The 24,114-nt window shown below is 42.4% G+C and carries 22 protein-coding genes; 13 read left to right on the forward strand and 9 right to left on the reverse strand.

Annotated elements, in window-relative coordinates:
- Positions 1 to 26: 26 nt before the first annotated feature.
- The gene (locus KXV15_RS02855) at positions 27 to 725 is read left to right on the forward strand and encodes a hypothetical protein (RefSeq protein ID WP_240006651.1); all 699 of its coding nucleotides are present in this window, start codon (positions 27 to 29) and stop codon (positions 723 to 725) included.
- Here the strand turns inward: KXV15_RS02855 and KXV15_RS02860 are convergent, their stop codons facing one another.
- Together KXV15_RS02860 and KXV15_RS02865 are read right to left on the reverse strand one after the other, a co-directional pair.
- Complete coding sequence (locus KXV15_RS02860; RefSeq protein ID WP_240006652.1) at positions 726 to 1,154, reverse strand: protein tyrosine phosphatase family protein; 429 nt, start codon at positions 1,152 to 1,154, stop codon at positions 726 to 728.
- A gap of 131 nt (positions 1,155 to 1,285) precedes the next feature.
- The gene (locus tag KXV15_RS02865; RefSeq protein ID WP_338050400.1) at positions 1,286 to 3,196 is read right to left on the reverse strand and encodes a ribonucleoside-diphosphate reductase subunit alpha; all 1,911 of its coding nucleotides are present in this window, start codon (positions 3,194 to 3,196) and stop codon (positions 1,286 to 1,288) included.
- A 476-nt stretch (positions 3,197 to 3,672) separates the two neighbouring features.
- On the opposite strand from KXV15_RS02865, the gene KXV15_RS02870 reads away from it, so the two are divergent.
- Complete coding sequence (locus tag KXV15_RS02870) at positions 3,673 to 4,113, forward strand: hypothetical protein (protein WP_240006653.1); 441 nt, start codon at positions 3,673 to 3,675, stop codon at positions 4,111 to 4,113.
- A gap of 9 nt (positions 4,114 to 4,122) precedes the next feature.
- On the opposite strand, the gene KXV15_RS02875 is transcribed toward KXV15_RS02870, so the two are convergent.
- From KXV15_RS02875 to metX, 6 genes are all read right to left on the reverse strand, one after another.
- Positions 4,123 to 4,704, reverse strand: coding sequence for a hypothetical protein (locus KXV15_RS02875; RefSeq protein WP_240006654.1), 582 nt, complete (start codon positions 4,702 to 4,704; stop codon positions 4,123 to 4,125).
- 97 nt (positions 4,705 to 4,801) lie between these two features.
- Entirely contained in the window at positions 4,802 to 5,839 is a 1,038-nt protein-coding gene (gene fba / locus KXV15_RS02880; protein ID WP_240006655.1) for a class II fructose-bisphosphate aldolase, read from the reverse strand.
- Between the two features lie 28 nt (positions 5,840 to 5,867).
- Positions 5,868 to 7,868, reverse strand: a complete 2,001-nt coding sequence (gene tkt, locus KXV15_RS02885) for a transketolase (RefSeq protein WP_240006656.1) — start codon at positions 7,866 to 7,868, stop codon at positions 5,868 to 5,870.
- Between the two features lie 105 nt (positions 7,869 to 7,973).
- A complete protein-coding gene (rpe, locus tag KXV15_RS02890) occupies positions 7,974 to 8,657 on the reverse strand; it encodes a ribulose-phosphate 3-epimerase (RefSeq protein ID WP_240006657.1) in 684 nt (227 codons plus the stop codon).
- Positions 8,658 to 8,668: 11 nt separating this feature from the next.
- The gene (gene metW / locus KXV15_RS02895; protein ID WP_240006658.1) at positions 8,669 to 9,286 is read right to left on the reverse strand and encodes a methionine biosynthesis protein MetW; all 618 of its coding nucleotides are present in this window, start codon (positions 9,284 to 9,286) and stop codon (positions 8,669 to 8,671) included.
- Between the two features lies 1 nt (position 9,287).
- Positions 9,288 to 10,412 carry a homoserine O-acetyltransferase MetX gene (gene metX, locus KXV15_RS02900; RefSeq protein WP_240006659.1) on the reverse strand — a complete coding sequence of 375 codons (1,125 nt, stop codon included), beginning with the start codon at positions 10,410 to 10,412 and terminating at the stop codon, positions 9,288 to 9,290.
- 167 nt (positions 10,413 to 10,579) lie between these two features.
- Here metX and KXV15_RS02905 point away from each other — a divergent pair, with 167 nt between their 5' ends.
- The 11 genes from KXV15_RS02905 to KXV15_RS02955 all read left to right on the forward strand — a co-directional run bounded on the left by KXV15_RS02905 (position 10,580) and on the right by KXV15_RS02955 (position 23,179).
- Complete coding sequence (locus KXV15_RS02905; RefSeq protein WP_240006660.1) at positions 10,580 to 11,485, forward strand: response regulator; 906 nt, start codon at positions 10,580 to 10,582, stop codon at positions 11,483 to 11,485.
- A gap of 1 nt (position 11,486) precedes the next feature.
- Positions 11,487 to 12,020, forward strand: coding sequence for an SH3 domain-containing protein (locus tag KXV15_RS02910; RefSeq protein ID WP_240006661.1), 534 nt, complete (start codon positions 11,487 to 11,489; stop codon positions 12,018 to 12,020).
- 126 nt (positions 12,021 to 12,146) lie between these two features.
- Complete coding sequence (gene fabA / locus KXV15_RS02915) at positions 12,147 to 12,674, forward strand: bifunctional 3-hydroxydecanoyl-ACP dehydratase/trans-2-decenoyl-ACP isomerase (RefSeq protein ID WP_240006662.1); 528 nt, start codon at positions 12,147 to 12,149, stop codon at positions 12,672 to 12,674.
- 43 nt (positions 12,675 to 12,717) lie between these two features.
- The gene (gene fabB / locus KXV15_RS02920; RefSeq protein WP_240006663.1) at positions 12,718 to 13,932 is read left to right on the forward strand and encodes a beta-ketoacyl-ACP synthase I; all 1,215 of its coding nucleotides are present in this window, start codon (positions 12,718 to 12,720) and stop codon (positions 13,930 to 13,932) included.
- A gap of 608 nt (positions 13,933 to 14,540) precedes the next feature.
- Entirely contained in the window at positions 14,541 to 15,128 is a 588-nt protein-coding gene (locus KXV15_RS02925) for a hypothetical protein (protein WP_240006664.1), read from the forward strand.
- A 51-nt stretch (positions 15,129 to 15,179) separates the two neighbouring features.
- Positions 15,180 to 15,890, forward strand: a complete 711-nt coding sequence (locus tag KXV15_RS02930) for an ABC transporter ATP-binding protein (protein ID WP_240006665.1) — start codon at positions 15,180 to 15,182, stop codon at positions 15,888 to 15,890.
- Entirely contained in the window at positions 15,887 to 16,627 is a 741-nt protein-coding gene (locus KXV15_RS02935; protein ID WP_240006666.1) for an ABC-2 transporter permease, read from the forward strand. Before KXV15_RS02930 ends, KXV15_RS02935 begins: the two co-directional genes overlap by 4 nt.
- Positions 16,624 to 18,345, forward strand: coding sequence for a Gldg family protein (locus tag KXV15_RS02940; protein ID WP_240006667.1), 1,722 nt, complete (start codon positions 16,624 to 16,626; stop codon positions 18,343 to 18,345). The genes KXV15_RS02935 and KXV15_RS02940 overlap by 4 nt, the downstream gene beginning before the upstream one ends.
- Positions 18,346 to 19,989: an ArnT family glycosyltransferase gene (locus tag KXV15_RS02945; protein ID WP_240006668.1), complete on the forward strand. Its 1,644-nt coding sequence runs from the start codon at positions 18,346 to 18,348 to the stop codon at positions 19,987 to 19,989.
- A gap of 84 nt (positions 19,990 to 20,073) precedes the next feature.
- Complete coding sequence (gene hemN / locus KXV15_RS02950) at positions 20,074 to 21,405, forward strand: oxygen-independent coproporphyrinogen III oxidase (RefSeq protein WP_240006669.1); 1,332 nt, start codon at positions 20,074 to 20,076, stop codon at positions 21,403 to 21,405.
- Between the two features lie 253 nt (positions 21,406 to 21,658).
- Complete coding sequence (locus KXV15_RS02955; protein WP_240006670.1) at positions 21,659 to 23,179, forward strand: VWA domain-containing protein; 1,521 nt, start codon at positions 21,659 to 21,661, stop codon at positions 23,177 to 23,179.
- 159 nt (positions 23,180 to 23,338) lie between these two features.
- On the opposite strand, the gene KXV15_RS02960 is transcribed toward KXV15_RS02955, so the two are convergent.
- Positions 23,339 to 24,073: a helix-turn-helix transcriptional regulator gene (locus KXV15_RS02960; protein ID WP_240006671.1), complete on the reverse strand. Its 735-nt coding sequence runs from the start codon at positions 24,071 to 24,073 to the stop codon at positions 23,339 to 23,341.
- Positions 24,074 to 24,114 lie beyond the last annotated feature (41 nt).

Below are 24,114 nucleotides of genomic sequence, written 5' to 3' on the forward strand. Positions count from 1 at the left end.
AATCATTGCGCCAAAAGGGGCAAGATTTGGCAAAAGCAAAAGCAAGTATTTTAACAAAACTTATATTTGTTTGTGGCCTTTGGGTTTTGATAAATATATTTGCCATTATTTTTATTTGGTCAAAATCATATTTTGTTGATTATGGCGCAATTCCCGCCACTTATTATCTTGATAAAAGAAGCGACCATTCAAAGCCTGGGCATATAATTACCATTGTCGCCACCCATGCTGAGCCTTCAAAATATTGGTTTTTTGGGCATATGTGGGTGGCCTTTGACACCACGCCCCCTAATGAACCAATGGGAACCCATCAATATGGCTATTATTCCCAAAATAAGGAAAAGGCCGCTATCGAATTGGTGAAATCTATATTTAACCCAGTGGGATTTTATTTTGGTCAAACCCCGGTTAAAGGGCAGATTCAGATTGACGACCCGTGGCGCCACCATCTTGAATTAAAAATACAGGTTAATGATGATGTCTATCAATCGGCAATTGCCGAACATGAAAAATGGCGCACACAAGAGGTTTATATTAACCGCCCCAAATGGGGTGGTAAATCCTATGCTTGTCAGGATTATGTTTATGGGATTGCAGGCGCAATTGGATTAAAAACCCCAAAAACAAGTTTTGGCGAATTTCCCCCCGAAAGCTTCGTAAAATTTGCCGCGCTTAATGGTGTTGATGTTGTGCATCGCCCAAGCATTAAAAACCTATTGAAATAATTATTCCCATTTAAGGAATTTGTGCCAACTTGGATATGGATCCCAAATACGCTCCAATAGTTCGCGTGCCTTTGCTTCTTCCCAACCTAAGACGTCGCGGTGATAACGGTAAAGAAATGCACTAGACCTAAAATTAAACCTGTCATGAATGTGGATTTTTTCGCCCTTAAGGGTTTCAAGAACGCCGCAGAATTCTTCGAAATTTTCTTCTGTTGGATTATCATATTTAACAAAAATATGGATATAATCCATGCCATGGCCCATGATGGTTGCAACTTTTTCTGCTAAATCATCACTCATACTAAGGTCAACAATATGACCAATACCCATGTCCGCCAGACGTTTAATATTATCATTTTTTAGCATTCCGGACGTGGTTATATAATCATCAATCCGTAGCCAGTTATAAATTTCAATTGGCTCAGCCATTTAACCAATTCCCTGATTTTTTAGTCCCCAGAATCAATTAATATAAAAAGGTTATTTTTTACTTATCAAAAACAAAAGGGCGGAAAATTATCCGCCCATCTATTTGTTTATATAGACATTTTTTAGATAAACTATTGGCAAGCCAAACATTCATCATAATCGGTTTTTGCCGCCGATTTCATGTCAACAACATCGGGGTTTTCACCTTTGTCATAGCCATCACGACCCGCAACAGCAGCACGTTGCACAGATTTTGAACGACAATAATAAAGCGATTTAATGCCTTTTTCCCACGCTGACCAATGCAGCATATGAAGATCCCATTTATCTGCATCACCAGGAATAAATAGGTTTAATGACTGACCTTGGCAGATATATGGCGTGCGGTCTGCGGCAAGTTCGATAATCCAACGTTGATCAAGTTCGAAAGCAGTTTTGAAAACAGCTTTTTCATGTTCATCAAGACATTCAAGATGTTGAACCGAACCTTCATGCTCAAGGATAGAGGTCCAAGTTGCAACATCATCCTTACCTTTTTCGGCAAGAAGTTTTTGCAATGCGCGATTTTTTACCGAGAATGAACCCGACAAGGTTTTGTGGGTATAAATATTGGCAGGGATTGGCTCGATACCAGCAGAGGTGCCGCCGGCGATGATTGAAATCGATGCGGTTGGTGCGATTGCCATTTTATGGCTAAAGCGTGCCATAACACCGCTTTCTGCCGCATCAGGGCAAGGTCCACGTTCTTGTGCAAGTTTTACAGATGCCGCATCGGCGCCCTTACGGATGTGTTGGAACATGCGGTTATTCCATGATTTCGCCATTGCTGATTCAAACGGGATACCCATATTTTGGAAGAAGCTGTGAAGACCCATAATGCCCATGCCAACCGAACGTTCACGGAAAGCGGAATATTTGGCATTATCCATTTCACTTGGTGCGCGGGCAATGAAATCCTCAAGCACGTTGTCAAGGAAGCGCATTACGTCTTCGATAAATCTTTCATCATCTTTCCATTCAAGGAATTTTTCGGCATTCAATGATGACAAGCAGCAAACCGCAGTACGATCATTATCCAAATGGTCCTTACCAGTATGCAGCATGATTTCCGCACATAGGTTTGATTGGCGTACTTTAAAGCCAAGGTTACGTTGGTGCATTGGCATTGCACGATTTACGTTATCAACGAAAAGCAAATACGGCTCACCGGTTGCCATGCGAACGTCAAGAATTTTTTGCCATAAATCGCGTGCTTTGATTGTGCGAACTTGTTCACCAGTTTTCGGGCTGATTAATGCAAAATCGTCACCATTACGAACGGCTTCCATAAATTCATCGGTGATGTTAATGCCGTGATGTAGGTTCAATGACTTACGGTTAAAGTCACCAGCAGGTTTACGAATTTCCAAGAATTCAACGATTTCTGGGTGGTGAACATCAAGATAAACCGCCGCCGAGCCACGACGTAGTGAACCTTGTGAAATTGCAAGCGTCAATGAATCCATAACGCGGATAAACGGAATAATACCAGAAGTATGGCCATTGGTTGAAATCTTTTCACCAATTGAACGAACCCCACCCCAATATGTGCCGATACCGCCACCATTTGATGCCAGCCAAACATTTTCATTCCAAGTTTGCACAATGCCATCAAGCGAATCGTCAACCGAATTCAAAAAGCAAGAAATTGGCAAACCGCGCGCCGCACCACCATTTGAAAGAACAGGGGTCGCGGGCATAAACCAAAGGCGCGAAATATAATCATAAATTCTTTGGGCATGGTCGGCGTCATCGGCATAGGTGGTTGCAACGCGCGCAAACATATCTTGGAAAGATTCGCCTGGTAAAAGATAGCGATCTTCCAAAGTGGTTTTGCCGAAATCGGTCAAAAGATCATCGCGTGAACGATCAATTTCAACCTTTTGCACTAGGCTAAGTTTGAATGGCTTGGGCTTTCCACGGCGTATTTCGCTTTGTGAAACAGGTGACAAATTATCTTTATCTTCACTTGCTTGTGCCGTTGCATTGTCGTGCTGCGCCATCGTTATTTATTCCTTCGCCCAAACCTAAATATTGTTTCAAAATCCCGTGAAATACGTGTAATTTAAAAAATGTTTAAATTACAAATATTTGTCACAATTCCCATATAGTGTGTATGTCTTTAGCCCCAAGACACAATATATAGTGTGTCCTAATCGCCCTTTTGGTCAATATGCAATTTCATGTGAAAATCATTTTTTTTATGAAATTGATTAACGACCCCTTAACAATAGGCTTTCTTGGTAAGAATTTATTCACAATTTTTGCAGTTGGAAATAGTGGCACAAGTTAGAATCTGTGCACAAGTCGGGACCTGTCTGCTTTGGGGAAATTTGCAACTGAAAAGATACACAAATTGCAGATTCGTCCACAGCTTTTTTAGCGCATGTGAAATTCATGCGACATTCATTTAATGGTGCGTAAAATAGTAAAATATTTTTTATTCGACATATGTCGTTTTTTGTGGCGTAATAATCATATGAAAAAGCTTGTATTAATTCCCACCCTTATTGCTGTCCTTGGCTTAGCAGCGTGTGAAACCGTTCCATACAAAGATCGGGCTGCGTTGTACCAAAAACAGGTTTCGGACAAATATGTCGGTCAATCGGTTGATAATGTTGTGCTTGACCTTGGGCCACCATCTTCAACTTATCCATTGACCGATGGTCGTGAAATGCTTCAGTTTGAAACCAAAAAAGATGGCTATTACCCGCGTACTTCTGGTTATGTAAGTGTTGGAACCGGTTGGGGCGGTGGTTGGCACCGTGGCAATTATGGTGGTATCGGTATTGGCATACCTTTCCCAATGGAATATCCAGATGGTTATAATTCCAACGAGGCCAAATGCGTTAAACGCTTTATCGTCAATAAACAGAAATTGGTCGAAAGCTTTGCCTTTGAAGGTAAAGGCTGTTTCTAGGCACTTCTTTTAATAAGAATATTCAACATACATCTCAGATATAAGTGGGTTGTTGCGCTTAACCGCTTTGTCATTAGAGCTTATGGAAATGTCACCGATTATATTATCAAAATCAGTGGCATTTTCCGGAAGTTCAAAGCGCAAACCATATTGGCAGGTTTTTGTCCCCGATAATTTACCCTTATGAAAATCACCGGTATAACCGCCATAATCCCAATCAAAGCCAGACATTGAAATTGGCGCCCCATTGATTGCCACGGCTTTGTTAAGGCGATCTGAATTAGTTAGACCTTTTAATTTCCAATCGCTTTTGTCGGTGCGCACGGTAACGCTGCCAACGCGGGTCATTTCTTCATCATCAAAAAGAATTTCGATACGTTTTAATTTGTTTTTGGGATAAAGGACGATGCCCTTTGTGGTTTCTCCTTCGGGCAAATAGATTGTATCGATTACGGCATTTTTGCCAAAACGTGCCTTTATTGATTTTGCGCTATCACCATGTTTAACAGGGTAGTTGCAGCTTAAATCCTCAGCAAAGCAATTGGTGGCAAATGCGGTGCTAATGGCGATAATGAAGACACGTTTTAACAAATGAAACCCCTTTAATATTTCAATATAAAATATAATGGTTTGCAAAATAAAAAAGGGTGCAAAATGCACCCTTTTGAATTCTTTTATAATCAATTGATTATTTATAAATCGAAACCATTTTTTCCAATGGAATTGGTTTGATTTTTGAAGCCTGACCAGCAGTGCCAAATTCTTCAAAGCGTGCAAGACAAACTTTTTTCGCAGCTTCTTTCGCAGGGCCCAAATATTTGCGCGGGTCAAATTCAGATGGGTTGGTTGCGAATACTTTGCGGATCGCACCAGTCATTGCAAGGCGGATATCGGTATCGATATTGATCTTACGAACGCCGTGTTTGATGCCTTCTTGGATTTCTTCAACCGGAACGCCATAGGTTTCTTTCATGTCGCCGCCGAATTCACGAATAATCGCCAATAATTCTTGTGGTACAGAGCTTGAACCATGCATAACAAGGTGAGTATTTGGAATTACCGCGTGGATTTCTTTGATGCGTTGGATTGAAAGAATGTCACCAGTTGGTTTTTTGGTGAATTTATATGCGCCGTGTGATGTACCAATTGCAATTGCAAGGGCGTCAACGCCGGTTTTTTCAACGAAATCTTTTGCTTCGGCTGGGTCGGTTAGAAGTTGTGAATGATCCAATTTGCCTTCTGCGCCAACGCCGTCTTCGGCTTCGCCCATACCGGTTTCAAGTGAACCAAGGCAGCCCAACTCACCCTCAACAGAAACGCCAATCGCGTGTGAGAATTTAACAACTTCGCGCGTTACTTCAACGTTGTATTCGTATGATGATGGGGTTTTGCCGTCGCTCATTAAAGAGCCGTCCATCATTACCGAAGTAAAGCCAGAACGAATTGATGCTTGGCAAACCGCAGGTGAAGTACCGTGGTCTTGGTGAAGAACAACAGGAACATCTGGATAAAGTTCAACGGCAGCAAGCATAAGATGGCGTAGCATTGGTTCAGAGGCATATTTACGTGCACCGGCAGATGCTTGTAAAATTACCGGAGAATTGGTTTCCGCCGCAGCCTCCATAATCGCAACGGTTTGTTCCATATTATTTACGTTAAATGCGGGAACACCGTAATTATTTTCTGCTGCGTGGTCTAAAAGTTGGCGTAGTGATACGAAAGCCATCAATAACTCCCTAGGTTTAAAATTAAAGCTACAAAACTACTTTGACTTCTTGCACCAAATTGTCAACCGTCAGACCAAAGTGTTTGTATAAATCTTTAGCAGGTGCCGATTCCCCAAAGGTTGGAATGCCCAAAACTTTACCAGAACGGCCAACATATTTATGCCAAAGGTCTGGTTGAGATGCCTCAATCGCGACCACAGGAAGTGCATTTGGCAATACGCTTTCTTGATATTCTTTTGATTGTTTATCAAATACATTGGTCGACGGCATTGAAACGACATTGATCGCAATTCCTTGATCTGCAAGGGCATTTTGCGCACCGATTGCAATCTCAACTTCGGAACCAGTTGCAAGGATAATTGCCTTGGCACCATCTTTTGCGCTTAGGACATAGCCACCTTTTTTAATGCCTTCGACATGTTCGGCATTTGCCACAACCGCAAGATTTTGGCGTGAAAGGCAAAGTGCGCTTGGACCATCCTTGCGCGAAATAGCCGCACCCCAAGCAACAGCAGTTTCCAAGCTGTCGGCTGGGCGCCAAACCTCAAGATTAGGGATGATGCGAAGTGAAGGAATATGCTCGATTGATTGGTGGGTTGGGCCGTCTTCACCAAGACCAATGGAATCGTGGGTAAAGACATGAACCACACGAATTTTCATCAATGCAGCCATGCGAATTGCATTGCGTGAATAATCACTAAAGGTCAAGAACGTGCCGCCAAACGGCAAATAACCACCATAAAGTGCCATGCCATTCATCATTGCCGCCATGCCGAATTCGCGCACGCCATATGACAAATGATTGCCCCATTTATCGCGACCTGCAACCACGCAACCTTTGAAATTTGTAAGGTTTGAACCGGTTAAATCCGCAGAGCCACCAAAGAATTCTGGTGCATGTGGTGCAAAGGCAGAAAGCGCATTTTGGCTTGCTTTGCGGGTTGCAACAACTTGCGGGTTTGCCGCGATTTCGGCATAGATTTTATCCGCAACAGCATCAAAATCAGGAATTAAATCACCATTGATACGGCGTTCAAATTCAGCAGCCTCTTTTGGATATGCAGCCTTATAAGCGGTAAATTTTTCATTCCATTCCGCCTCAAGTTTTGCACCTTTTTGCGATGCATCCCATGCCGCATAAATTTCTTGCGGGATTTCAAACGGCGCATTTTCCCAGCCCAAGGCCGCGCGGGTTGCCGCGATTTCATCGCCACCCAAAGCCGCACCGTGAACATCGTGGGTTCCCGCCTTGTTTGGTGAACCTTTTCCGATTACGGTTTTGCAAATAATAAGGGTTGGTTTGCCGTCTTCTTTAACAGCTTGTGCTTTTGCGGCCTCAATTGCGCTTGAAACAGCGGCAACATCATGACCATCAACGGCGCGAATTACGTTCCAGCCATAGGCTTCAAAACGTTTTGCTGTGTCATCATTAAACCAGCCTTCGACATGGCCATCAATTGAAATGCCATTATCATCATAAAATGCCACAAGTTTAGAAAGGCGCAAAGTTCCGGCAAGACCACAAACTTCGTGGGAGATGCCCTCCATCATGCAGCCATCACCAAGGAAAGCATAGGTAAAGTTATCGACGATTTTGTGATTGTCTTTGTTAAACTCGGCGGCCAATAATTTTTCAGACAGCGCCATCCCAACCGCATTGGCAATACCTTGACCAAGTGGACCGGTGGTCGTCTCAACACCTGGTGTAATACCATATTCAGGGTGCCCCGCAGTTTTTGAATGTAGTTTGCGGAAGTTTTTAATCTCATCCATTGGCAAATCATAGCCAGTGAAATGTAGTAATGAATATATAAGCATAGAACCGTGACCATTTGACAATACAAATCTGTCGCGACCCGCCCATTTAGGGTTTTTTGGGTTGTGGTTAAGGTATTTGCCCCACAATGCCACCGAAATTTCCGCCATACCCATTGGTGCACCTGGGTGGCCTGATTTTGCCGCCTCAACTGCATCGACGCTTAAAATACGAATGGCATTTGCCATTTTGGTTTCAATTTCGCTATTCATGAAATACCCCGATAAAAACGCTAAAACCTTTGCGGGGACGCATGACGGTTTACGACCCATTTTTCAAGGAAAAATGTGAGTCTGCTGCAATTTTTTATGGTTTGGCTAAATTCCGGCGTTTGTCTTTAGGGTTGAAATGATGTTTTTATAGCCGCCATCCGGATCTTTTGCGCCAAAAACCGCAGAACCCGCAACAAAAGTATCCGCACCCGCCGCCGCGATTTGGGCGATATTATCGGCCTTTACGCCGCCATCAACTTCAAGCCAAATATCGTGCCCACCGTTTGCCTTGTGGGCATCGATAAGGGCGCGCACTTTTTTAAGTTTGGTAAGGGTTGACGGAATGAATGATTGCCCACCAAAGCCAGGGTTAACCGACATCAAAAGAATCATGTCCAGCTTGTCCATAACATATTCAAGGCATTCGACAGGTGTTGCCGGATTTAAAACCAAACCTGATTTGCAACCATTATCACGAATAAGTTGCAATGAACGGTCAATATGATCCGATGCCTCGGGGTGGAAAGTGATGATATTTGCACCGGCCTTGGCAAACATTGGGATAATGGCATCAACCGGTTTTACCATCAAATGGACGTCAATTGGAATTGAAACATGGGGGCGGATTGCCTCGCACACCAATGGGCCAATGGTAAGATTGGGGACATAATGATTATCCATCACGTCAAAATGCACCAAATCCGCGCCCGCAGCCTCAATGGCACGAACTTCCGCGCCTAAATTGGCGAAATCGGCAGAAAGTATTGATGGCGCAATGCGTGCAGTCATTTAATTAACCCCTAAAGTTTTTCTAATGCGAAAACCACTTTTTGCGCAAATAGATTTACAAAAAAATCAACATGCGGCTTTTTTTGCCCTTTGCGGTCGTTGGTGGTTGGCGTGACGGAAATAATTTTAAACCCGCATTCAAGCGCAAGTTTTTCAAAATCTCGTGCGGTACAAAAGTGAATATTCTTGCTGTCATACCATGTGTCGGGAAGTTCTTTGGTAACAGGCATTTCACCTTTTATGAAAAGGTATGAGCGCACTTTCCAATATGCGAAATTGGGAACTGAAACAATTGCGCGATTACCAATTCTTTTAATCTGTTCAAGAATGTCTTTGGGTCTTTTTGTTGCCTGTATAGTGTTTGACAAAATCACCATATCAAAGGTATCGGCGGGAAAAATGCCAAGATCTTTATCGGCATCACCCTGAATAACCGATAATCCGCGGGCAACCGCACTTGCAACACCTTCGTCAGAGATTTCAAGCCCACGCACATCGGCGTTTTTATGGGTTTGCAAAAGTTCAAGCAATTCGCCATCACCACAACCCACGTCAAGAACTTTTGCGCCTTGTGGTACATTTTCAATAATTGCATCAAAATCTGGTCTGGTTTTTAGGGTCATTAACATCTTAATTCCCCTCTATACCAAAAATGCGTGCCGATGAATCGATAAATCCACCAAGTGCGCGGTGAAAAATCGGCTCATCAAGTAAGAATGCGTCATGCCCTTTGTCGGTTTCAACTTCTAAGGCAGAAACTTTAACGCCGGCCCCCATCATTGCGCGAACAATCGTGCGGCTTTCAGATGGTGGATAGTGCCAGTCAGAAGAGAATGAAACCACACAGGCACGACCTTTGAATTTGTCAAATGCCTTTATCAAATTATTATCAAAGCCAGAGGCAAGGTCAAAATAATCCATTGCCCTTGTGATATATAAATATGAATTGGCATCAAAACGGTCAACAAAACTTGTGCCTTGGTGGCGCAAATAGGATTCAATCTGAAAATCGGCATCAAAACCAAATGTAACCGCATCACGGTTTTGCAGATTGCGCCCAAATTTACGGTGCAAAGCCACGTCGGACATATAGGTAATATGCGCCGCCATGCGTGCCACAGAAAGCCCTTTTGACGGGAATGTGCCGTTTTTATTGTAATGCCCATCTTTCCATTCTGGGTCTGCCATAATTGCCTGACGACCAACCTCGTGGAAGGCGATGTTTTGTGCGGAATGGCGTGCCGCCGTGGCAATTGGTACGGCGCAATTTAACATGTCGGGATAATCGGCAATCCAGCGTAAAACCTGCATTCCGCCCATTGAGCCGCCAATTACGGCAAATAATTTTTCAATACCCAATGATTGCACCAAAAGATATTGGGCATGAACCATATCGCCAATGGTGATAATCGGAAAATCAATCGCGATTTGGTTGTTGTCTGCATCCAAATCAGTTGGCCCAGATGATCCCATGCAGCCACCAATAACGTTTGAGCAAATCACGAAATATTTATCGGTATCAATAAGTTTGCCTTTGCCAACAACATCAGACCACCAACCATTTCTTTTAGTTACAGGGTTGGTTCCAGTTACATATTGGTCGCCGGTCAAGGCGTGGCAGATTAAAATCGCATTATTCTTGGCATCATTTAGCTTTCCCCACGTTTCATAGGCAACGTGCAGGGTTGGGATTTCACTTCCACCCTCTAGCTTGAAAACTTCTGATGATTGAAAAATACGATGCTCGTTTGTCATTGGTTGTTCCGTTTGCTGCAAATATCTCAAATGCAACAAAAGTCAATCATAAAGCCCGTATTATAAAGAAGAATAGGGGGATACAAAAAAATATTTGTATTTTAATCAGTTTGGTAATCTAAAATTAATGATGTTGGCATTATCTATAGTGGTGATAGGAGCGCATTTTGACAGTAATTAGTCGAAAAGGCAGAAGTGTAAAGTATAATCAGCTTTCGGTGTTAGTGGTTGATGATCAGCCATTTTACCGCAATCTGATGAACGAAATCATGCGCGTTCTTGGTGTGCCTATTGTGTCGTTTGCGGTTGATGGATTCGATGCGCTTGATGCAATGGAAAATGCGATTCCTGATGTAATTTTCCTTGATTGGGTTATGCCTGATATGGATGGTATTGAGTTTACCACCAAGGTCAGAAGTATGCGGAACGAAGTTGCCCGCATGACGCCAATTATCATGGTGACATCCAACAATAAAAAAAGCCAAATCGAACAGGCGGTTAATTGCGGCGTTGATACCTTTATCCTTAAACCGCTTGCGATACAGTCAATCATCGCCAGAATTAAAGAAGTTATTGAAAGACCGCGCGATTTCGTGGTTACTGATACATATATTGGCCCGTGCCGCCGCCGTAACAAGGCCGCCGCAGGACAATATTTTGGCAAGTATCGCCGCTATGATGATCCATTGGAATTGACCCAAGGCGGTGTTGCCGAAAAACGTGCAAAACAATATCTAAAAGGCCTTACAACTGGTCTTAATGCATCGCTTGCATCATTATATACTAACGATCCATCGGCGATTGAAGAATTACATAAGACTGCACAGAAAATTTTGGGCATCGCTGGTCAGATTGGTGACACACACCTTAGCAAGGTTTGTTGGAGTGTTATCACATATATGGAAAAATTTGGCAGAACCCCAAGAATGCGTCCTGATATTGTTGCCACGCACTTCCAGTCTATGGAGGCACTTATTAACACACCATCATCTGAAGTATTGGTTCGTGATGAAGTTGTTAAAGGCTTGAACAAAGTTGTTATGCAGGCGATACAATCAATCAAAGTTGCGTAATATGATTGGCAAAACCATTACATCAAAACTATTTATTGGCATTTTTGCGTGTTCATTAATGTTTAATGGCGCAAACGCACAACAAATCATTGACGGTAAGCGTTTTTATGACCGCGCCAAAGGCGAAACCCCATCTCACCTTCCGGTTCCGCGCTTTGTTTCTTTGAAATTCAATAAAATTAATGGACGCGCCGGCCCAGATGAGGATTATCCGGTTAAGTTTATTTATCATCGCCAAGGTCTTCCGGTAAAAGTAATTGCCGAGACCGAGGAGTGGCGTAAAATCCAAGATCCAGATGGCACCACTGTTTGGGTGCATAAGCGTATGCTTGACGCGCGGCGGACGTTAATGATCCGTCCAAATGGCGCAAATTCGGTGGTTTTGCGTGATAAGCCCCGCGATGACAGCAAGGCAATAGCAAACCTTGCCAATGGTGTTGTTGGTGAAATTATTGAACAAACCCCCGGTTGGTGCCGCATAAAAGTTGGCGGCTACAAGGGGTGGATACGTGCTGTCGATGCGTATGGCGCATAAATAAATACGAATTTCATTGTATGCTACTAATCGATGATGCAAAATTTACATCAAAATATTTGGCAATTTGTTACAATTGGTGCTAAGCGGTGCAGGTTTATAATTTGAATCGCTTACGGAGCAACTATGGAAAGACCATCATCGTTTTCTTATGAAGATTTAATCGCCTGTGGCGAAGGTAAAATGTTTGGCGAAGGTAATGCGCAATTGCCACTGCCTAATATGCTTATGATGGATAGGATTACATCTATTGCAGAGACAGGCGGCGCATATGACAAGGGTCATATTTCTGCTGAATTAGATATCAAAGACGATTTATGGTTCTTTGGCTGCCATTTCCAAGGTGATCCAGTAATGCCTGGCTGTCTTGGTCTGGATGCAATGTGGCAATTGGTTGGCTTCTTTTTGGGCTGGTCTGGTTTGCCAGGCAAAGGCCGTGCATTGGGTGCAGGCGAAATTAAATTCACCGGTCAGGTTACGCCTGATGTTAAACTTTGCCGTTATGAAATTGATCTTAAGCGCGTGTTCAAATCCAAACTTATTTTGGGCATCGCCGACGGTGCATTATACGCCGACGATAAATTAATTTACGTCGCAAAAGATTTGCGTGTTGGTCTTTTTGACCCGCAAAATCTAAAGAGCCAATTAGGTTAATCGGCCAAATAGCTTAACGAGATTAGGGGCAGGACGAATAAAAATGAGACGTGTTGTTGTTACAGGTTTAGGTATCGTTTCTTCGATTGGTAATTCAATTGAAGAAGTGAAAAATTCGCTATTTGAAGCAAAATCAGGCATTATTAAAGCCGATGAGTATGAAGAACATGGCTTTAAGTCACAAGTTCATGCCAAACCAATTTTGAACTGGCTTGAAATGGTTGACCGTCGCGCGGCACGTTTCTTGTCTGAAGGTATGGGCTGGGGCCATATTGCAATGGAACAGGCTATCAAAGACGCAGGTCTTGAAGAAAGCGATGTTTCCAATGAACGTACTGGCATTATTGCTGGCTCTGGTGGTCCATCAACTCGTTCGATTGTTGCCGCTGCGGAAACTACTTTGAAAAACAATAGCCCGAAGAGAATTGGGCCTTTTGCTGTGCCAAAAGCAATGTCATCAGGTCTTTCTGCGGTTCTTGCGACTTGGTTTAAAATCAAAGGCATCAGTTATTCAATTTCTTCTGCTTGTGCGACTTCGGCGCATTGCATTGGCAACGCATATGAAAACATCAAATATGGTCGCCAAGACGTAATGTTTGCCGGTGGTTCAGAAGAACTTGATTGGACGTTGTCTGATATGTTTGATGCCATGGGTGCAATGTCTTCAAATTATAATGATCGTCCTGCGGTTGCTTCACGTGCATATGACAGAGACCGTGATGGTTTCGTTATCGCAGGCGGTGCTGGCATGATGGTTCTTGAAGAATATGAACGTGCCAAAGCGCGTGGTGCCAAAATTTACGGTGAAATCATCGGTTATGGTGCGACTTCTGACGGTTATGATATGGTTGCCCCATCTGGAGAAGGCGCGGTTCGTTGCATGAAACAGGCCATTGAGATGACCGGCGGCAGAACAATTGATTATATCAATCCGCATGGTACTTCGACACCTGTGGGTGATTCCAAAGAAGCGGGTGCATTGCGTGAAGTTTTTGGCAGCAAAATCCCATTCTTCTCATCAACCAAATCATTAACCGGACACTCTTTGGGTGCTGCGGGTGTGCAAGAGGCGATTTATTCGATTTTGATGATGGCCAATAATTTCATGGCTAAATCAGCGCATATTGAAAATGTTGACCCTGAGTTTGCCGATTTGCCAATTCTTTTGGAACGCAAAATGGGTGAATTCTCAACCGCATTGTCAAACTCATTCGGTTTTGGCGGAACCAATGCCACTTTGATTTTTGGCAAGGTTTAATAAGCCAAAACCAGCGCCCAAGGGGCACCGGCGCGAGTGCGCCGCCCTAACGGAGGCGTGAGGGAATAGCATGAGCGACAAGCGAATGCCCCGAACTAGCCGTGAGTTATAATTTAATGCTTTTGGCGGAACCAATGCCACTTTGATTTTTGGTAAAGTGTAAATTTTTCACCACTCCCGCGCCTCAAGCGCTTTGTGTCTTATTTGGTCGGATGCTTATTTTCAAAAGCCCTGCATCGCAGGGCTTTTTTGTCATCAAGTTTTTTATTTTTGCAATAAAATATTCATTAGACTGGCATGAATCTAATTTAGCCTCACGGATAGTCCAAAGGAGGCTAAAATGTCTGAAGAATTAGAACCTGAAAATCTTGTTGAAGCAGATGAACTTTCATTTGAAGATGTTGCCGATGATTTTGGCGAAGAGCCAGAAGCAATCGAAGAAGCCACTGAAGAATAAACCTTGGCTTTAAAATACTTACCCCATTAGTTAAGCTCTACTACCCCGCTTGTGCGGGGTTTTTTGTTTGCAATTATAGGTATTAGGTAATAGGTTTGATTAAATTATCTGGAACGGTGCTATGCTTAGATATTATTTTATAATTTTGGCTTTGTTTTTACCTTTAGCATCGTTTGCCCAAGAGGCGGCAAATTCGCAATATGTTTCAGATAATTTCTTTGAAAAATTATATCCCAAAATACCTGATTTCAGGGCTTTGTTAATCCGTGATAGAATATTCGGCTGTGGTCAAGAGGATGAAAAAAATATCCCGATTGATTGCAAAAACCCTGATACCATAATTGCAACAAAATTAATCCTCGAAACCGGACGCATGGACGGTTTTTTGTGGCAGTGCGGCTCAAATGAATGGCTATTATATATGGGCAACGAAACCCGAAGAATTGGCCCGATTTTTAGAAACGTTAATGAAGATGAAAAGTCTATGTACTCAGGGATGATGCACGGGTTGATACAGGGGGCAGAGGTTCAAAATGTCGCCGAAAATGATCTATGCTCGAAAATTCCTGCGGGGGTTGATAAAAATGAATGGCTCAAAGAACAGGCGATGTTGTTTTTTAACTCTCGTTTGCTGCCAATCGAGAGCGAATTAAGTTTTCCTAATCCGCCTTTACCACAAGAGGTTCTTGATCAAATCGAAAAAATGGAAAAGGAACAGCGCAATAAATCGGGAAATTAATTTCCCCCAATTTCATTTGACTAAACCCCATTTTTTTGCCAATTGAAGGTGATGTCAACCACGCTTTCACTTCAAAATATTGAATTTGCCATTTCGGGTAAAAAGATATTGAAAAATATTTGCTTTGACGCAAAGGCGGGGGAAATAATAGGCTTTATTGGGCCGAATGGTGCGGGCAAAACCACGACCATGCGTCTTATAAATGGTATTTATACCGCAAATTCCGGCGCAATTAAAATTAACGGCAAAGAAATCGATGAAAGGTCACGCGCAAATCTTGGTTATTTGCCAGAGGGTGGGCCGTTATGGGGTGATATGACCCCAAAAGAGTTTCTTGAGTTCATGGCCGATGTGCGCGGTCTTAAAGATGCCAAGACCCAAATTATTTCTGCGGTGGAAAAAGTCGAAATCCAAGGGGTCTTTCATCAACGCATAGATACATTATCAAAAGGCTTTAAGCGCCGTGTTGCCTTGGCGGGCGCAATATTGCACGACCCAGAGATTTTGATACTTGATGAACCAACTGACGGTCTTGACCCCAATCAAAAACTGCGTGCGCGGCAAACCATAAAAGCCATTGCCAAGGATAAAATCATCATAATTTCGACCCATATTCTTGATGAAGTTACCCAGATTTGCGACCGCGTAATTTTAATAAATAATGGCGCGATTATTGCCGACGAAACCCGCGATGAATTTTTAAAGCGCGGGAAAAATATTGATGAAATTTTCAATACTTTGACAATTGGGGCGGGCGCATGAATGGTTTGAACGCTGTTTTCAAGCGTGAATTTGCCGCCTATTTTGCAACCCCGCTTGCCTATATTTTTATTGCGGTTTTTGTTGCGGTGTCGGTTTTATTTGCGGTGCATTTCGGACAAATTATCGAACTTAACAAGGCAGATTTACAAAGCTTTTTCCAATTTCATCCCTTTTTATATGTGGTGTTTATTCCGGCATTGGGCATGAAAATCTGGTCCGAGGATTTTAAAACCGGCACTTATGAAATTTTGTTTTCGCTTCCGGTTTCAAATATTACTTTGATAATTGGGAAATATCTTGCGGGGCTTGCGGTTATCGGGCTGACTTTATTATTTTGCGTACCTTTATGGGTGGCGATTAATATTTTGGGCAATGTTGATAATGGGGTGGTTGCCGCCGGGTTTTTGGGTTCATTTTTGATGGCGGCGGCATTTTTAGCGGTAACGCTTGCCATAAGTGCGGTTTCAAACAGCCAGATAGTGGTTTTTGTGCTTTCTTGCTTTGTCTGTTTTGTGTTTGTGGCAATGGGAATGCCGGTGGTTTTAAACAGTATCACACTATTATTTGGTGAGGGTGCGCGCGGCTTTGCAACAATTTTTTCAATTGCCGATTATTTTGATCTTTTTAGCCGTGGGTTCATCCCGCTTAATGGCATAATATTTTTTATAAGTTTTATTGCGTTTTGGCTTGGCCTTGGGCTTGTAGTGATTTTGGGTAAACGCGGGGTTTTAAAATGAAAAAATTAAAACCCCTATATTTAATTTTGATTATGCTTTTTGGGTTTGTGCTTGTTAATTGGGGCGCCAATAGCTTCACCAAAGGGATTGGCATTGATACAAGCGCCGATAAATTATTCACCCTTTCCAAGACATCAAAGGATATTATAAAATCAAATAAAGATCCGCTTTATTTAGATTTTTATTTTTCCAAAACTGCGGCGGCGCAAAACCCGCCCTTGCGTAATTATGCCCAAAGGGTGGTTGATTTACTTCAATCATATGCGCGGGCATCAAATGGTAAAATCATTTTCCGCGAACATGATGTTGAACAATTTACCGAAAATGAAGATAAGGCCATTGAAAGCGGCCTCGTTGCCTATAAGGATAGCGAAAATATCGAAAATGGGATTTATTTTGGCCTGATTGCAAAGTCGGCTGGGCGGCAGGCGGTTATTCCATTCTTCGCACCCGAGCTTGAAAATAATCTTGAATATTCAATCACCAAAATGATTAGCGATTTTTCAAAAACCAGCGCGCCACGTGTTGGGGTTTTAACCGGATTGCCGTGGTTTTTTAGTGATGGAAAGCCGCAAAACTCAATCGCCAAAAATATTGCCGATAATTATGATACTATTCTGATTAATAATGATTTTTCATCACTGCCGCCCAACCTTTCTGTGCTTTTAATTGCTGAGCCACAGGTTTTGAATGATGCGCAGATGGCAATGCTATCAGATTATATTGCGCGCGGAGGCAAGGCATTAATTATGGTTGATGGCGCATCATCAATTTCATTTGATGGTAAATTGGGGGCAATTGGCTTTGACCCGTCATTCAATAAGGTCTTGGCACCATTGGGGGTTAATATTTCACCCGATATTGTGATTGATCGCAAAAGTGCATTGCCGGTGCAAACCAATATTGATGGTCGTAATATGATTGCGCCGCAACCGCTTTATTTCAATGCCACAAAAGCTGGCGATAATGCGATTGTAAATGGCCTTTCAAAAGGGCTGAATGTGGCAAGCCCATCATTAATCCATAATATTGGTGGGAGTGATTATTCATTCACTCCACTTTTTGTCACCAGCAAAGATACAATGTTAATCAACAAGGATTTGGCATTATCATCACCCAGCCCGCAAAGATTATTAGAAGAATACACACCATCAAATGAGGCATTCCCAATTGCCGCCTTCTTAAGAGGTAAAACTGGGCAGGATGTGGTTTTGGTTGGTGATGTCGATTTTTTAAACGAGACCATGTATGTTAATGACAATCAACAAGTTGCCGATAATTCGGACTTTGTCCTTAACTCACTAGAGGTTTTGTGTGGTGAAAATGCGCTGTTATCCTTGCGCTCCAAAACTGCAGTGCCGCGAACTTTGACAATGGTTGAAAATATTCGCAATGATGCCGAACAACAAATTCTATTAAAGCAAACCCAATTGGGTGAAGAATTAAAACAATATCAGGCTGCTATGGCACAAAACCAGTCATCGCAAACTGCGGGGGCATTATTTGGGAAAGAGCCAAATTCACAAAATCTAAAGGCCACGCAACAGCATTTATTGCAAACCCGCAAAGACTTGCGTGATTTGCAGAATAAAGTGCGTCACGATATCGATGGAATAAAGAGCCTATTGATTATCTTCTGTGCGATTTTATTTCCCCTTGGCTTTGTGATTTTTGGATTTATTCGTTATATTAAAAAAGTTCGGGTCTGGAGTGTTTAGATGTCGATTTTATCATCATTATCCAAGGGTTTCAGACCGTATTTTATTATTATCGCGCTGATTTTTGCCTATGCGACAATGCCGGCATTAAAACTGCAACCGCTTGACCGCGATGAAAGCCGCTTTATGCAGGCAACCACCCAAATGTTTGAAAGCCATGATTTTGTGCGTATTTCATTTCAGGATGAACCGCGCAATAAAAAGCCTGTTGGCATCCATTGGCTTCAGGCTCTAAGTGTGGAGGCATTTGGCGCGGTTGGTGAACGTAATCCATTCCCATTCCGTATGGTGTCATTACTTGGTGCATCTCTTGCGGCTTGTGCAGTTTTTATGATTGGCAAAAAACTATTTAGCGCGGAAGTTGGCTTGGTTGCGGGCGTAGCTAATGCCGTTACCTTGCTATTATCGACCGAGGCGCACATTGCCAAAACCGATGCAACCTTGACCGGATTTATAGCCCTTTCGTTTTATGCGCTTGCTGCATTGCGATTTGGGGAAAAGTCACTGTGGAAGGTGATTTTATTCTGGTTTGCATTTGGCATGGCTTTTTTAATCAAAGGTCCGGTGCCATTGATGATTATTGGCCTTGCAATAATTGTGTTTAGCCTGTGGGATAAAAATTGGAATTGGCAAAAACCTATATGGGATCCACGTGGGCTTTTGCTATTTGCAGTGATGATTTTGCCGTGGTTTATATTAATCGGCCTTAAAACCAATTGGCAATTTTATACGGATGCAATTTCACAAGACTTAACCCCGAAATTATCGGGTCATGCCGAAACCAAATCCACACCGCCAGGGCTGCATTTATTATTATCGCCATTATTGCTTTATCCATCATCAATTTTGATGGGCTTTGCCGCATGGGTTGGGTTCACCAAAAACACCGATGCACGGGTGAAGTTTTTATTGGCATGGCTGATACCGGCATGGATAATATTTGAATTAAGCCCTGCAAAGCTTGCCCATTATACGATGCCACTTCATGGTGCGATATTGCTTTTGGGGGCATATGGATTGTTTGAAAATGGCTTCAAGGGGTGGCAGAAATGGCTTGGCATTTGTCTGTTCACCTTTGCGAGTTTGTTTGTTGTGGCATTGCCAATCGCATTGGTTTATAAAGATATGCCGAAAATGATGCCATCGGCCACGATATTATCGGGCATTATTGGCATTGGCTCTTTAAGCGCGCTTTTGTTATTTGTAATAAACTCAAAATATTCGGGTGTGATGGCGATTTTCACGGCATTAATGTTTTCCGTGCTTTTCAAGGGGCAGTTTTTGCCAAATGTGCCGGCACTTGATGTTTCGGGGCGGGTTTCCAATCAATTGGCGGCGTTAAATCTTCATCCGCGTTTATCCCAAGGCGGCAAATTACCGCCGCTTGTAGGGGCAGGGTATCAAGAGCCAAGTCTTATCTTCCTTACCCGCACGGATTCCAAACTTGATAGTGTTGATAATGCCGTAAAATTTGCGCAAATTGGTGCGCCGGCAATTATTGAAGATGCTTTGAAGGATGAATTTACAACGAAATTGAACGCCAATGGTCTAAAGTTTGATGAAATTGGCAATCCTGTATCAGGACTGAATTATTCAAAAGGCGATAAGGTAACAATCCATATTGGGCGTATTGATAAGAAATAAGCGCGTAAAACAATATAAAAAATAAGGTTTATGCGCCATCTTTACACACTTGCATATTTTGTCTTTTAGTGATTAGGGGATGTGATGGATATTAATTTAGAAGAAATCGCGCAAAAGGTTGCCCCGCGTTATACATCATACCCTACGGCACCTTTGTTTAGCGCCAATGTAACCTCGCAGACCCATAAAGAATGGCTGAATGAATTATCGTCTGATACTTCGTTAAGCCTGTATTTCCATGTGCCTTATTGCAAATCGATTTGTCTTTATTGTGGTTGCCATACATTTGCGTCGCGCAAAGAACAGCCAATTCTTGATTATGCCGATACATTGGTAAAAGAAATCGAATTGGTGGCAGAAAATACCAAAGCCCGCAATGTACAGTCTATCGCATGGGGTGGCGGCACGCCAAATATCCTTTCGCCAGAAACATTTTTGAAAATTGTAAATACCGCAAAAGATAAGTTTGATTTCTCAAATATCATCGAGCATGCGGTTGAAATGGACCCGCGTCTTTTAAACGACAACCATATCGCAGCCTTTGTTGAAGCAGGCGTAAATCGTGCGTCATTGGGTGTGCAGGATATGAACCACCACGTCCAAAAAGCCATCGGACGGGTACAGGATACGTCACTTGTAAAACGCGCGGTGAAAAAATTACGTGCGGCGGGGATTAATTCAGTAAACCTCGACTTGATTTATGGCTTGCCACAGCAATCATTAGAAGATGCGATTAATTCGGCAACCACTGCGGCATCATTAAACCCAGATAGATTGGCAATTTTTGGCTATGCCCACGTTCCTTGGTTCAAAAAACGCCAAAGATTAATTAATGAGGCGGACTTACCTGATACCGCACTTCGTTATGATCAAGCACTGGCAATCAAAGAAACCTTGGAAAAGCTTGGCTATGTTTCAATTGGCTTTGACCATTTTGCTCGTTCTGATGATCCATTGGCGCAGGCGGCATTGAATAAAACCGTAAAACGTTCTTTCCAAGGTTATTCTTGCGAAACTGCGGATGCGATTATCGGCATTGGTTGCTCATCAATTTCGACATTGCCACAAGGCTATGTACAAAATAACCCAGAACCTGGCGCATGGGCGCGCGCCATTATCGCCGGTGAGTTCCCGACAGTTCGCGGTGTGCCAACATCTCAACGCGATAAAAAGCTACGTGAAATTATTGACCGCCTTCTCGGTGATTTTGAGGTTGATTTGGCGCCGTTTGGTGGGTTTAAAGATTTTGAATTTGCCCGCAACGCGTTAATGGTACCGCAAAGCGATGGTTTATGTATTATTGATGGTGACAAAGTAATTGTTACAGAAAAAGGCAAACCATTTGTGCGTTTGGTGGCAATGGCATTTGATGAATATATCGAAAAATCAGGCGGCAAACATTCACGCGTTATATAATTTTAAACTCATAAAATTATCTGGTTTTTTGTTTTTGAAATAAAATTGGTATTATTTCAATTGCTTGCACATTGGGCAACGTGCGTAAAATATTGCCACCTGTCCTTAAATCGATAAAATCTGGGGCCTTCTGTGAAAAGCCTTACCTGACAGTATGTATTAGAAAAATCTAATGCGTGTTTAAGGTAGGTTAACCATATTTCTTTGCATAATTTTACTGAATAAATGGTAATATACGCGCAAGGAAAGAATTATGATTAAAAAACTCTTATCATCAGTTCGTGGAAATGTTGCCATGACATTTGCGTTGGCGATGATACCTGTTGGCGGTGTAATGGCATTGGGATTTGATATTTCCCAGCTTTCTAGTGCGCATTCAAAGGCGCAAAATTTGCTCGACTCTGCGCTTTTAAACCCATTTACTGATAAGCAGGCTTTCCTTGATCAAGTTACTGTGCAGCAAAAAGTCAATGAATTTATTCAACTAAGCAATCATGACTCTAGCTTTAAATTGTCTGACGCTACTGTGACTAAATCCGGTGATACATGGCATGCCGCAGCAACTTTTAAAACCAAAACACTTTTTGCTGGTTTAATCGGTATTTCTGAAATGAATGGCAAAGTGGATAGTGATATTACTATCGGAACCAGAAACCTTGAAATCGTGTTCGTACTCGATACTTCTGGATCTATGGCTGGTGCAAGGATTGATGCGCTAAAAGAGGCTGTTAAGAAAACCGTCACCGACTTGGAAAACTATCAAGCGCAAAACATCAATCTTAAAATAGGTATGGTTCCGTTTACTGATAACGTTAATGTTGATCCGGCCAATGCCAATGCAAGTTGGATGGATGTTAACGCATTATCGCCAATGCAAGATAATGGCTTTGCCAGCCACGTTAATAGGTGGCAATTATTAAACCATTTGGGCGCAAATTTCAGTGGATGCATTATGGAACGTCCAAATGATATGGACATGACCGATGAACCGCCAAATGCCGGCAATCCAAAAAGCCTTTTTGTGCCGTGGTTGTGGCCTGATGAGCCGGATGATAACGTACTTTATCCAAATAGTTATATTCAAGACAAGGGTGGCTTTGACGATATAAGCAAGGCACAAGACCTTAGCAAATATGGCATTAATGGTCCTAACCCTGCGACATGGACTGCACCGATAACCCGCTCAAGTTATACTTTTTATTCAAACTATTTTGAATCACAGGGGCCAAATTTCGGTTGTGATTCTCAACCTATTACGCCACTAACCGCAAATTATAGCGGGTTTTCAACCAAGGTTGACCAATTGAACGCTTTGGGTGGTACTAACCTTGCGCATGGTTTGGCGTGGGGCTTTAAAGTTATTTCCCCTGGGATGCCGTTTGATGAAGGCGCCGCATATGGGGCAGGGGTCCAAAAAGTCATTATCTTCTTTACCGATGGTGAAAATGCGGTGAATGCGTTTAATACACCGCTTACAAGTGCTTACACACCGTGGGGCTATGCCAAAGATTTTATGTCTGGTGGTTCATATACTGCCGCAGATATTAAAGGCTATCTTGATAATAAAACTAGCCAAATTTGTAACAATATCAAAGCCAAAGGGATTGAGGTTTATACGGTTGGTCTTTCAATTCCAACAGAAGAATCTAAAAATCTTTTGATGAGCTGTGCTTCAAAAAATACAAACTTCAAAGCAGTTAATGACGCAAGCGAAATCGGCGATGCTTTCAAGGATATTTTCGTAAAAGTTACGGAATTGCACGTAAGTAAATAGAAAAAATGTGGCCCAAATAAACTGAATTTACAAAGAAATTTAATCTAGTGGGCCACGAAGTGATCTTCAACGAGGTTAGAAGATTAGAACAGGCAAATAATTGCCTACACCGCATATTTAAAAAAATTTGACTTAAAAAAAATAGGCAATTTTCTTAATTTATAGGTCGATTTCACCATGAATCATTGCTTCTGCAACCAATTCAGCAATTGTCTTGCAGTTCATGCGCTCTTTTGCCTCATTAGTTTGGTTGAATACGGTGGAATGCGATATTTGTAGTAGAAATGCGCATTCTGCCTGGGTATTGCCATGGCGTAACAGCTCAACAATTTGTCTTTGCCGCTTGGTCAGCCTATAGTCTTTTTTTACGATTTCCGCTTTGCTTTTAAGATACATCCCACGGCGGGCAAAAAACTGTGCGGCTAAATTTAGCGCATCTTTAATTTCGTGGTTTTCTGTATCTTGATCCGAAGTTAAAAGGCAGCTCCAGATACTTCCGTCTGCAAATTTTAGGGGGACGGCAAAGCCATTATCGTGCCCAAATGATTTCGCTTCTTCAAAAATGCGAATATGCTTATCTTCAAGTGGAAAAGTGTCGATAATTTCACTCCACCAAAAGGGCTTTTGCAAGTCCATAACCATTTTTGCGGCATAATCGTCAAAAATAAAATTACTATCGCGGTAATGGTTGAACCAATCTTCGGGAATATTGCCAAAGGCACGCCTAAGCGGACTTTTGATCTGCTTTTTTGCCGATGAAATTTGGATACAGCCCCACTGACCGAAGCCAAATTCGTTAATCATATTGCCAAATCTGGCGTTTAGATCTTCGAAATCGTCCGAGTAGTTAATCTCTTCTATGAAGCCGTAAATTTGTTCTTCATACTTATGCATGTTTTACCCCGCGTAAGGATAAACCGCATTAAAAAAAAAGA

Source organism: Pseudaquidulcibacter saccharophilus, from assembly GCF_019455445.1.
Classification (GTDB): domain Bacteria; phylum Pseudomonadota; class Alphaproteobacteria; order Caulobacterales; family Aquidulcibacteraceae; genus Pseudaquidulcibacter; species Pseudaquidulcibacter saccharophilus.

Bases quoted from the DNA above. Each gene is read 5' to 3' on its own strand.
- KXV15_RS02860 (WP_240006652.1), bottom strand. From the start codon at position 1,154: ATGGCTGAGCCAATTGAAATTTATAACTGGCTACGGATTGATGATTAT.
- KXV15_RS02865 (WP_338050400.1), bottom strand. From the start codon at position 3,196: ATGGCGCAGCACGACAATGCAACGGCACAAGCAAGTGAAGATAAAGAT.
- KXV15_RS02870 (WP_240006653.1), top strand. From the start codon at position 3,673: ATGAAAAAGCTTGTATTAATTCCCACCCTTATTGCTGTCCTTGGCTTA.
- fba (WP_240006655.1), bottom strand. From the start codon at position 5,839: ATGGCTTTCGTATCACTACGCCAACTTTTAGACCACGCAGCAGAAAAT.
- tkt (WP_240006656.1), bottom strand. From the start codon at position 7,868: ATGAATAGCGAAATTGAAACCAAAATGGCAAATGCCATTCGTATTTTA.
- rpe (WP_240006657.1), bottom strand. From the start codon at position 8,657: ATGACTGCACGCATTGCGCCATCAATACTTTCTGCCGATTTCGCCAAT.
- metW (WP_240006658.1), bottom strand. From the start codon at position 9,286: ATGTTAATGACCCTAAAAACCAGACCAGATTTTGATGCAATTATTGAA.
- metX (WP_240006659.1), bottom strand. From the start codon at position 10,412: ATGACAAACGAGCATCGTATTTTTCAATCATCAGAAGTTTTCAAGCTA.
- KXV15_RS02910 (WP_240006661.1), top strand. From the start codon at position 11,487: ATGATTGGCAAAACCATTACATCAAAACTATTTATTGGCATTTTTGCG.
- fabA (WP_240006662.1), top strand. From the start codon at position 12,147: ATGGAAAGACCATCATCGTTTTCTTATGAAGATTTAATCGCCTGTGGC.
- fabB (WP_240006663.1), top strand. From the start codon at position 12,718: ATGAGACGTGTTGTTGTTACAGGTTTAGGTATCGTTTCTTCGATTGGT.
- KXV15_RS02930 (WP_240006665.1), top strand. From the start codon at position 15,180: ATGTCAACCACGCTTTCACTTCAAAATATTGAATTTGCCATTTCGGGT.
- KXV15_RS02935 (WP_240006666.1), top strand. From the start codon at position 15,887: ATGAATGGTTTGAACGCTGTTTTCAAGCGTGAATTTGCCGCCTATTTT.
- KXV15_RS02940 (WP_240006667.1), top strand. From the start codon at position 16,624: ATGAAAAAATTAAAACCCCTATATTTAATTTTGATTATGCTTTTTGGG.
- KXV15_RS02945 (WP_240006668.1), top strand. From the start codon at position 18,346: ATGTCGATTTTATCATCATTATCCAAGGGTTTCAGACCGTATTTTATT.
- hemN (WP_240006669.1), top strand. From the start codon at position 20,074: ATGGATATTAATTTAGAAGAAATCGCGCAAAAGGTTGCCCCGCGTTAT.
- KXV15_RS02955 (WP_240006670.1), top strand. From the start codon at position 21,659: ATGATTAAAAAACTCTTATCATCAGTTCGTGGAAATGTTGCCATGACA.
- KXV15_RS02960 (WP_240006671.1), bottom strand. From the start codon at position 24,073: ATGCATAAGTATGAAGAACAAATTTACGGCTTCATAGAAGAGATTAAC.